This window comes from Spirillospora sp. NPDC046719 (assembly GCF_040645715.1).
Lineage (GTDB): Bacteria > Actinomycetota > Actinomycetes > Streptosporangiales > Streptosporangiaceae > Spirillospora.
This window is the reverse complement of record NZ_JBEYYT010000377.1, coordinates 1-9,250: the sequence shown is the minus strand read 5'-3', so window position 1 is coordinate 9,250 and position 9,250 is coordinate 1. Positions and strand designations below refer to the sequence as shown.

Annotated in this window: 9 protein-coding genes; 5 read left to right on the top strand and 4 right to left on the bottom strand. The window is 75.2% G+C overall.

The window, feature by feature from the left end; all coding sequences use genetic code 11:
• Window positions 1-90: 90 nt before the first annotated feature.
• On the bottom strand, window positions 91-1,803 hold the full coding sequence (locus ABZ914_RS39760; RefSeq protein WP_500199710.1) for an MFS transporter: 1,713 nt from the start codon (window positions 1,801-1,803) through the stop codon (window positions 91-93).
• Between the two features lie 114 nt (window positions 1,804-1,917).
• Here ABZ914_RS39760 and ABZ914_RS39755 point away from each other — a divergent pair, with 114 nt between their 5' ends.
• The 4 genes from ABZ914_RS39755 to cobM all read left to right on the top strand — a co-directional run bounded on the left by ABZ914_RS39755 (window position 1,918) and on the right by cobM (window position 5,088).
• Complete coding sequence (locus tag ABZ914_RS39755; RefSeq protein ID WP_500199708.1) at window positions 1,918-2,625, top strand: SIR2 family NAD-dependent protein deacylase; 708 nt, start codon at window positions 1,918-1,920, stop codon at window positions 2,623-2,625.
• Window positions 2,626-2,691: 66 nt separating this feature from the next.
• A complete protein-coding gene (locus ABZ914_RS39750) occupies window positions 2,692-3,102 on the top strand; it encodes a pyridoxamine 5'-phosphate oxidase family protein (RefSeq protein WP_500199707.1) in 411 nt (136 codons plus the stop codon).
• Window positions 3,095-4,351: a precorrin-6y C5,15-methyltransferase (decarboxylating) subunit CbiE gene (gene cbiE, locus ABZ914_RS39745; protein WP_500199706.1), complete on the top strand. Its 1,257-nt coding sequence runs from the start codon at window positions 3,095-3,097 to the stop codon at window positions 4,349-4,351. Before ABZ914_RS39750 ends, cbiE begins: the two co-directional genes overlap by 8 nt.
• On the top strand, window positions 4,348-5,088 hold the full coding sequence (gene cobM, locus ABZ914_RS39740; RefSeq protein ID WP_500199705.1) for a precorrin-4 C(11)-methyltransferase: 741 nt from the start codon (window positions 4,348-4,350) through the stop codon (window positions 5,086-5,088). Before cbiE ends, cobM begins: the two co-directional genes overlap by 4 nt.
• Before the next feature lie 75 nt (window positions 5,089-5,163).
• On the opposite strand, the gene ABZ914_RS39735 is transcribed toward cobM, so the two are convergent.
• Window positions 5,164-6,201, bottom strand: a complete 1,038-nt coding sequence (locus tag ABZ914_RS39735) for a cobalt-precorrin-5B (C(1))-methyltransferase (protein ID WP_500199704.1) — start codon at window positions 6,199-6,201, stop codon at window positions 5,164-5,166.
• Between the two features lie 17 nt (window positions 6,202-6,218).
• Between ABZ914_RS39735 and ABZ914_RS39730 the strand changes: the two genes are divergently transcribed.
• Window positions 6,219-7,007, top strand: coding sequence for a cobalt-precorrin-6A reductase (locus ABZ914_RS39730; protein ID WP_500199703.1), 789 nt, complete (start codon window positions 6,219-6,221; stop codon window positions 7,005-7,007).
• Here the strand turns inward: ABZ914_RS39730 and cobJ are convergent.
• Window positions 6,995-8,497 (bottom strand): precorrin-3B C(17)-methyltransferase, encoded by a 1,503-nt coding sequence (gene cobJ / locus ABZ914_RS39725; RefSeq protein ID WP_500199702.1) that lies wholly within the window; start codon window positions 8,495-8,497, stop codon window positions 6,995-6,997. The genes ABZ914_RS39730 and cobJ overlap by 13 nt on opposite strands.
• On the bottom strand, window positions 8,497-9,117 hold the full coding sequence (locus tag ABZ914_RS39720; RefSeq protein ID WP_500199701.1) for a precorrin-8X methylmutase: 621 nt from the start codon (window positions 9,115-9,117) through the stop codon (window positions 8,497-8,499). Before ABZ914_RS39720 ends, cobJ begins: the two co-directional genes overlap by 1 nt.
• Between the last annotated feature and the right edge of the window lie 133 nt (window positions 9,118-9,250).

Below are 9,250 nucleotides of genomic sequence, written 5' to 3'. Positions count from 1 at the left end.
GGCGGCCGGGGGTTCCGGGGCGGGGCTGTGCGGGGCGGCCGTGTCAGCGGCCGCCGAGCGGAGGACGGTCCTCTCCGCGGACTCCGCGACTCACGAGGCGTCCTTACCGGCCTTCACCGGCTCGGGCGCGTCCGCCGCCGTGTCGTCGTGGACGTACCGGCGGCCGCGCAGCAGCGAGGCCAGCGCCGCGATCAGCGACATCGCGATCGCCATGCTGAACACGATCACCAGGCCGTGGTGGAACGGGTCGGCGATCAGGTGCGGGAAGTACGACCGGCCGGTCAGCGTGGCGGCGTCGTGCGGCGCCAGCCGCGCCAGCGCGTGGAAGGGCTCCAGCAGGTTCTGGATCGGGTTGTAGCCGAGGAACGCGGCGAACAGCGTGCCGACCGGCGGCGTCCGGCCGACCTGCGCGGCGACGTCGGGCGAGACGCCGTGCGAGGTCAGCCCGCCGGTCAGCGTCTTCGGCAGCGAGTTCGACAGCCCGGCGATCATCAGCGAGAAGAACACGCCGATCGACAGCACCATGCCGGCGTTCATGAAGGTGGCGCGCATGCCGGACGCGGCGCCGCGCTGCCCGGCCGGCACCGAGTTCATGATCGCGGTGGTGTTGGGCGCGGCGAACAGCCCGGAGCCGACCCCGTTGAGGAAGATCAGCAGCGCGAAGACCCGGTAGTCGAAGTCCGTCGGGATCAGCAGCAGGCCGAGGAAGGCCAGCGCGGACAGCATGAGTCCGCCGGAGGCGAACGCGCGGGCCCCGTGGCGGTCGGACAGGTGGCCCGAGATCGGCCCGGCGACCAGGAACCCGAGGGTGAGCGGCAGCAGGTAGATGCCGGCCCACAGCGGGGTGTCCTCGAAGTCGTAGCCGTGCAGCGGCAGCCAGATGCCCTGCAGCCAGATGATCAGCATGAACTGCATGCCGCCGCGGGAGATCGCGGCGAGCAGCCCGGCCGCGTTCCCGGCCGCGAACGCGCGGATCCTGAACAGGTCGAGGTGGAACATCGGCTCGTCGACCTTGGTCTCGATGTAGCAGAAGACCGCGAGGACCACGACGCCGCCGATGACGCCCGCCAGCACCCACGGGTTCGTCCAGCCCATGTCGTGCCCGCCGTACGGCTGGATGCCGTAGGTGATCGCGGCCAGCAGCGCGGTCAGCCCGACCGCGAAGGTCGCGTTCCCGATCCAGTCGATCCGCGCGCGGACGGCGCGGGTGGCGGTCTCGACGAGGCTGCGGTAGGCCCAGACGGTCCCGATGAGCCCGATCGGGGCCGAGGCGAAGAACACCAGCCGCCAGTCGACCTCGCTGAGCAGGCCGCCGGCGACGAGGCCGAGGAAGCTGCCCGCGATGCCGGCGACCTGGTTGACGCCCATCGCCATGCCGCGCCGGCCCGCCGGGAACGCGTCGGTGAGGATCGCGGCGGAGTTGGCCATCAGCATGGCGCCGCCGATCCCCTGGAAGACGCGCCAGGCGATGAGCCAGACGGCCCCGGCGCCGCCGTGCAGCGGGTCCAGCCCGAGCACGATCGTCCCGACCGTGAAGACCGCGAAGCCGGCGTTGTACATCCGGACGCGGCCGAACATGTCGCCGAGCCGGCCGAGCGTCACCACCAGGACCGCGGAGACGAGCATGTAGCCCATCAGGATCCACAGCAGGTAGCTGACGTTGCCCGGTTCCAGCGGGTTCAGATGGATCCCGCGGAAGATGGCCGGCAGCGAGATGATCACGATCGAGGAGTTGACCGTCGCGAGCAGCATGCCCAGCGTCGTGTTGCTCAGCGCGATCCACGGATAGTGCTTGGTCGGCACGCTCTCCCCTCCCCAGAGATAGTTTCTTGCGCTAACTAATCATATGACGGCATATGTCCGCCAGCGCGGAAAACGGGTCGACCCTGTCACCATCCGGCCCGTACGTTCTCCCCCATGGCCGAGCGCATCGCCGTGCTGACCGGCGCAGGAATCTCCACGGACTCGGGCATTCCGGACTACCGGGGCCCGTCCGGGGTGTGGACCCGGGACCCCGAGCTGGCCCGCCTCTTCACCCGCAAGCACTTCGTCAACGACGCCGAGGTCAGGCGCCGCTTCTGGCGGACGCTCGACCTGCACGCGGACGCCCGCCCCAACGCCGCGCACCGCGCGCTGGCCGGCCTGGAGAAGGCCGCGGCCGTGCGGATCCTCACCCAGAACGTCGACGGACTGCACCAGAAGGCCGGCTCGACGCCCCGCAAGGTGCTGGAGCTGCACGGCAGCATGGCCACCACGTCGTGCCTGCGCTGCCGCGCCGGGTACCCGACCGCCGACGTCCTGGCGCGCGGCGAGGACGATCCGTCCTGCCCGGCCTGCGGCGGCGTGCTGCAGCCGTCGATCGTGCTGTTCGGCCAGTACCTCGACGCGGACGTGCTGTCGCTGGCCGGGAACATCGCCCGCGCCGCGGAGGTGTTCGTGGCGATCGGCAGCTCGCTGACCGTGGACCCGGCGGCGCGGCTGTGCGCCGTCGCGGCCGAGTGCGGAGCCCGGCTGATCATCGTCAACCGGGACCCGACGCCCTACGACGACCTCGCCGACGAGGTCGTCCGGGAGCCGATCGGCGAGGCCGTCCCCGCGCTGTGCGCGCGGCTGGCCGCCGCCTGACCCCGGGCAGCGCGCGAACCGCCGCCGGTTTCTGGGATCCTGCTGCACACCGGACGAGAGGACGAGATGCAGGGGACACGACACCGGCTGAGCCTGGACGACGAGCGGGTGCGGGAGTTCTGGCGGGAGCGGCGGGTGTGCACGCTGGTCACCGTCCGGCCGGACGGCACGCCGCACGCCGTGCCGGTGGGCGCGACGCTGGACGCCGACGCCGGGCTGGTGCGCGTGATCACCTCGGCGGACTCGGCGAAGGCGCGGCACGTGCGGGCCGCGAGCGCGGCGGGGCTGCCGGCCGCGGTGAGCCAGGTGGACGGCCGGCACTGGATCACGGTCGAGGGCCGGGCCGTCCTCAGGACGGACGCCGCCTCCGTCGCCGACGCCGAGCGCCGCTACGCCGAGCGGTACAAGCCGCCGCGCGCCAACCCGCGGCGGGTCGTGATCGAGATCGCGGTCGAGCGGGTGCTGGGCAATGTCTGACGGGATCACCCGCCCGGACCTTCGGGCGGACCTGCGTGAGGAGGCGCCGGAGGAGGCGCCGGCGGCGCCGGACGTCTGGGTCGTCGGGATGGGCGCGGACGGCTGGGAGGGCCTCACCGAGCCCGCCCGGGACGCGTTCCGCAAGGCGGAAGTGATCATGGGCGGGCCGCGGCAGCTCGGGCTGCTGCCGGCGCTGGACGCCGAGCGGGCGCTGTGGCCGTCGCCGATGCTGCCGGGGCTGCCGACGCTGTTCGAGGCGCACCGGGGCCGCCGGATCGCGGTCGCGGCGAGCGGCGACCCGATGTTCTACGGCGTCGGGACGACGCTGGTCCGGCTGCTGGGCGCGGACCGGGTGCGGGTGGTGCCGCACGCGTCGTCGCTGTCGCTGGCGTGCGCGCGGCTCGGCTGGCCGGTCGAGGACACCGAGGTCGTGAGCGCGGTCGGGCGGCCGCTGTCGGTGCTGGGCGCGGTGCTGGCGCCGGGCCGGCGGGTGCTGGTGCTGAGCGCGGACGCGGACACCCCCGCCGAGGTCGCGGCGCTGCTGGACGAGCGCGGCTACGGCGGCAGCGAGGTGACCGTCCTGGAGCGGCTGGGCGCGGAGGACGAGCGCGTCGGCCCCGTCCCGGACGATCCGGGCGCGCTGAACGTCGTCGCGATCCGCTGCGAGGGGCCCGGGACGCCGGTCGTGCCGGGGCTGCCGGACGACTCCTACGACCACGACGGGCAGATCACCAAGCGGGAGGTCCGCGCGATCACCCTGGCGCGGCTGGGGCCGGTGCCGGGCGAGCTGCTGTGGGACGTCGGGGCGGGCGCCGGCAGCATCGGGATCGAGTGGATGCGCGCGCACCGCTCGTGCCGGGCCATCGCGATCGAGGAGCGGCCGCTGCGCGCCGCGCGGATCGAGGCGAACGCGCGGGCCCTCGGCGTGCCGGGGATCCGGGTCGTCGTCGGGGAGGCGCCCGCCGCGCTGGCGGGCCTCGGCACGCCGGACGCGGTGTTCATCGGCGGCGGCGTCACCGCGCCGGGGATGGTGGACGCGTGCTGGGAGGCGCTGCGGCCGGGCGGCCGGCTGGTCGTCAACGCGGTCACGATCGAGTCGGAGCGGGTGGTGACGCAGGCGCGCGAGCGGCTCGGCGGCGACCTGACCAGGATCGAGATCGGGCGCGCAGGGGCGGTCGGCGGGTTCACCGGCTGGCGGCCGATGATGCCGGTGACGCAGTGGGCCGCGACGCGGGGGGACGGCCGGTGACCGTGCACTTCATCGGCGCCGGGCCGGGCGCCGCCGACCTGATGACCGTCCGCGGCCGCGACCTGGTCGCGGCGTCGCCGGTGTGCCTGTACGCGGGGAGCCTCGTCCCGCCGGAGGTGCTGGGGTGGTGCCCGGAGGGCGCGCGCCTGGTGAACACGGCGGGCATGGTCCTGGACGACATCGTCGCCGAGCTCGTCGCGGCGCACGGGCACGGGCAGGACGTCGCGCGGCTGCACTCGGGCGACCCGTCGGTGTTCAGCGCGATGGCCGAGCAGATGCGGCGGCTGGACGCGGCGGGCGTGCCGTACGACGTGACGCCGGGCGTGCCCGCGTTCGCGGCGGCGGCGGCCTCGCTGGGCCGGGAGCTGACCGTCCCCGAGGTGGCGCAGACCGTGGTGCTGACCCGCACGTCGGCGCGGGCGACGCCGATGCCGCCGGGCGAGGACCTCGCGACGCTCGGCCGGAGCGGCGCGACGATGGTGCTGCACCTGGCCGTCCAGCGGATCGGGCCGGTGGTGGACGAGCTGGTCCCGAACTACGGCGCGGACTGCCCGGTCGCCGTGGTCGCCTACGCGTCCCGGCCGGATGAGGTGATCGTCCGGGGCACGCTGGCCGACATCGCCGGGAAGGTCCGCGAGGCGGGCATCGAGCGGACCGCGGTGATCATCGTCGGCCGGGTCCTGACCGCCGAGAACTTCACCGACAGCCACCTCTACTCCGCCGCCCGCTGCCGCTGAGCCCATTCACCGCGGCGCTGATCAGGAGCCGGAGCGGGGTCAGGAGCCGGAGCGGGGTCAGGGGACGGAGCGGGGTCAGGGGCCTGCGCGGCCGACGATCGTGCCGGCGCGGTCGATGACGACCACGTCGACGGCCACGGGCGCGCCGCGCAGGGTGGCCAGCGCGGTCTCGCGGGCGCGGGCCGCCACCAGGTCGCCCAGCGGGACGCCGGCGCGCCGGCAGATCTGGAGCGCGTCGAGCGCGGTGTTCGCGCCCCGCACCCGCTCGGCGGTCTCCGGGTCGCCGACCATGGACGCCAGGACGCCGAAGTCGACCTGGGACCGCTTGGAGTGCAGGTCGAGGTGGCCGGCGGCGAGCTTGGCGAGCTTGCCGACGCCGCCCGCGATCGTCAGCCTCGGCACCGGGTGGCGGCGCAGGTACTTCAGCACGGCCCCGGCGAAGTCGCCCATGTCGAGCAGCGCGTCCTCCGGGAGGCCGTACAGATCGGCGGCCACCTTCTCGGATGTGCTGCCGGTCGCGCCCGCGACGTGCTCGCGTCCCATGGCCCGGGCGACGTCCACGCCGCGCCGGATGCTGTCGATCCACGCCGAGCACGAGTACGGGACGACGACGCCGGTCGTGCCGAGGATCGACAGCCCGCCGAGGATGCCGAGGCGCGGGTTCCACGTGCGGCGCGCCAGCTCCTCGCCGCCGTCGACGGAGATCTCCACGATGATGTCGGCGTCGCCGAGGACCTCCCGCATCATCCGGCGCGGCACCGGGTTGATCGCCGGTTCGCCGACCTCCAGCGGCAGGCCGGGGCGGGTGACGGTGCCGACTCCCGGTCCCGCGCGGAACACCACCCCGCCGCCGGGCGGGCCCGGCCGGACCGTCGAGCGGACGAGCGCGCCGTGCGTGACGTCGGGGTCGTCGCCCGCGTCCTTGACGATCCCGGCCGTCGCGAACCCGTCGCCGAGCTCCTCCACGGCCAGCGCGAACGCGGGCGTCTGCCCCTTCGGCAGCGTGATCTCGACGGGGTCGGGGAACTCGCCGGTGAGCAGCGCGGCGTGCGCCGCCTTGGTCGCGGCCGTCGCGCACGCCCCGGTCGTCCAGCCGTAACGGAGATCGCTCACGGCAATACCCTGGTGGCGTGACCCTGCCCGTGGAAGAGACCCCGCGCGTGGAAGAGCCCCAGCGCGTGCTGCTGCTCGGCGGCACCGGCGAGGCGCGGCGGCTGGCCGGGCGCCTCGCCGGCGATCCCCGCTACGACGTGATCAGCTCGCTGGCGGGCCGGACGGCCGACCCCGATCTGCCGCCGGGCCGCACCCGCATCGGCGGGTTCGGCGGCCCGGACGGGCTCGCGGCCTGGCTGCGCGACGAGCGGATCGGCGCGGTCGTCGACGCGACGCATCCGTTCGCCGCGCTGATGACCGAGTCCGCCGTGCTCGCGGCGGAGCGGACCGGCGTCCCGCTGCTGGTGCTGCGCCGCCCCGGCTGGACGGAGGGCCCCGGCGACGACTGGCGGCGCGTCCCGTCGCTGGAGGCCGCCGCCGCGGACCTGCCCGGCGAGCGGGTCTTCCTGACCACCGGCCGCAAGAACCTCGCCGCGTTCGCGGGCGACGCGCGCCGCTGGTTCCTCGTCCGGTCCGTCGACCCGCCGGAGCCGCCGCTGCCGCCGCGGATGGAGACGGTCCTCGCGCGCGGCCCGTTCACCGTCGGCGAGGAGCTGGCGCTGATGCGCGAGCACGCGATCGACGCGCTGGTCACCAAGGACAGCGGCAGCGCGATGACGTCCGCCAAGCTCGCCGCGGCCCGGACGCTGCGGATCCCGGTGGTCATGGTCGACCGGCCGCCCGCCCCGGACGGCGTCCCGGTCGCCGCGACGGTCGAGGAGGCGGCCGCGTGGCTCGCCCGGCACCGGCCCGCTCATGAGGGGTAGCGGCGCGGCGTGAAGACGGTCGTGCGGCCGTCGCCGCGCTCGGCGACCGTCGTCTGCGACGAGCCGACCAGCAGCAGCGTGCGCATGTCGACGCCGTCCGCGTCGAGGTCGGCGAGCCGGACCACGCGGACGCTCTCCTCGGGGCCGCCGACGTCGCGCCCGATGACGACCGGCGTGTCCGGCGAACGGTGCTCCAGCAGCACGTCGCGGGCCTTGGCGACCTGCTCCTTCCGGGTCTTCGACGCCGGGTTGTAGATCGCGATGACCAGGTCGGCGGCCGCCGCGGCGGCGAGGCGGGACGCGATGACGTCCCAGGGCTTCAGCCGGTCGGACAGCGACAGCACGCAGTAGTCGTGCCCGAGCGGCGCGCCGATCCGGGACGCGACGGCGTTCGCGGCGGTCAGCCCCGGCAGGACCCGCACCGGGACGTCCTTCCAGCGGTCCTCGGCGGCGACCTCCAGCACGGCGGCGGCCATCGCGAACACGCCCGGGTCGCCCGACGACACCACCGCCACGCGGCGCCCCCGCTCGGCGAGCGCGAGCGCGAACTCCGCCCGCTCCGACTCGACCCGGTTGTCGGAGGCGTGCCGCTCCTGCCGGGGGTTCGCGGGCACCCGCGCCAGGTAGGGGGCGTATCCGACGAGGTCGTCGGCGGTGGCGAGGGCGTCCTGCGCCTCGGGGGTGAGCCATTCGCGGCCCGCCGGGCCGAGCCCGACGATCGCGACCTCGCCCCGCCCCTCCCCCGGCGCGGCGGGTTCCGGCAGCTCGCGGCGCGTCCGCTCGTGCACGCGGCTCGGCAGGATCGCGACGGAGAAGTACGGGACGGTCTCCGGGTCGACCTCGGCCAGCGGCAGCGCCCGCTGCCCGTCGGTGGTGGCGCGCTCGACGTACCAGGCGTCGTCCAGGCGGCCCGCCTCGTCCAGGGCCGCGCGGACGCCGCCGAACGTCCGGCCGAGCTTCAGCACGGCGGCCGAGTCGGTGGCGGCGAGGCGGCGGGCCAGGTCGCCGGGCGGCAGCGTGCCGGGCAGGACGGTCAGCACCTCGTCGCGCTCGACCAGCGGGCGGCCCAGCTCGGCGGACGCGGCGCTCACCGAGGTGACGCCCGGTACCACCGTCGTCGGGTACCGGCCGGAGAGCCGCTTGTGCAGGTGCATGTACGAGCCGTAGAAGAACGGGTCGCCCTCGCACAGCACCACGACGTCGCGCCCGGCGTCGAGATGCTCGGCGAGCCGCGCCGCGCACCGCTCGTAGAACTCCTCCAGCACGGCCCGGTAGTCGTCGGTCCGCTCGGTGGTGACCGGGTAGATCAGGGCTTCCTCGATCTGCCCTTCGCGCAGGTGGGGGGCGGCGATGCGGCGCGCGATGCTGCGCCCGTGCCGCGCCGCGTGATGCACGACCACGTCCGCGCTCTCCACGAGCCGGGCCGCCTTCACCGTGATCAGCTCGGGGTCGCCGGGGCCGAGCCCCACCCCGTACAGGTGTCCGGTCATCACTCTTCCTCGCTGGCGATGGCGTTGATCGCGGCGGCGGTCATCGCGCTGCCGCCGCGCCGCCCGCGCACCACCAGGTACGGCAGGCCGGACGCGGCGAGCGCGTCCTTGGACTCGGCGGCACCGATGAACCCGACCGGGATGCCGAGCACGGCGGCGGGCCGGGGCGCGCCGTCCGCGACCATCTCCAGCAGCCGGAACAGCGCGGTCGGCGCGTTGCCGATCGCGACGACGGAGCCGCCGAGGCGGTCGCGCCACAGCTCCAGCGCGGCGGCGCTGCGGGTGGTGCCGAGCTCCGCGGCGAGCGCGGGCACGCGCGGGTCGCCGAGCGTGCAGACCACGTCGTTGTCCGCGGGGAGCCGCCTACGGGTGACGCCCGCCGCGACCATCCGCGCGTCGCACAGGATCGGCCGGCCCGCCAGCAGCGCCTCGCGGGCGGCCGCGACGACGCCGGGCGCGTGGTCCAGGTCGCGCACCAGGTCGGTCATCCCGCACGAGTGGATCATGCGGACGGCGACCCGGGCGACGTCGTCCGGCAGCCCCGCGAGGTCCGCCTCCGCCCTGATGGTCGCGAACGACCGCCGGTAGATCTCCGCGCCGTCGCGGACGTAGTCGATCACTCGCTCCTCCGTGTGGTGGCGGCGGCCGCCGCCGTCGCCGTCAGGTCGTGGGACCGGGCGCGGACCTCGTCGCCGAGCCGCACCTCGTAGCCGCCGGGGACGGCCACGACCGCGACGTGCCGGTCGGCGGGGC

What these genes read in the sequence shown, in the direction of transcription:
- cobJ (WP_500199702.1), bottom strand. Translation starts at nt 8,497, where the DNA reads ATGACCGGACACCTGTACGGGGTGGGGCTCGGCCCCGGCGACCCCGAG.
- ABZ914_RS39755 (WP_500199708.1), top strand. Translation starts at nt 1,918, where the DNA reads ATGGCCGAGCGCATCGCCGTGCTGACCGGCGCAGGAATCTCCACGGAC.
- ABZ914_RS39750 (WP_500199707.1), top strand. Translation starts at nt 2,692, where the DNA reads ATGCAGGGGACACGACACCGGCTGAGCCTGGACGACGAGCGGGTGCGG.
- cbiE (WP_500199706.1), top strand. Translation starts at nt 3,095, where the DNA reads ATGTCTGACGGGATCACCCGCCCGGACCTTCGGGCGGACCTGCGTGAG.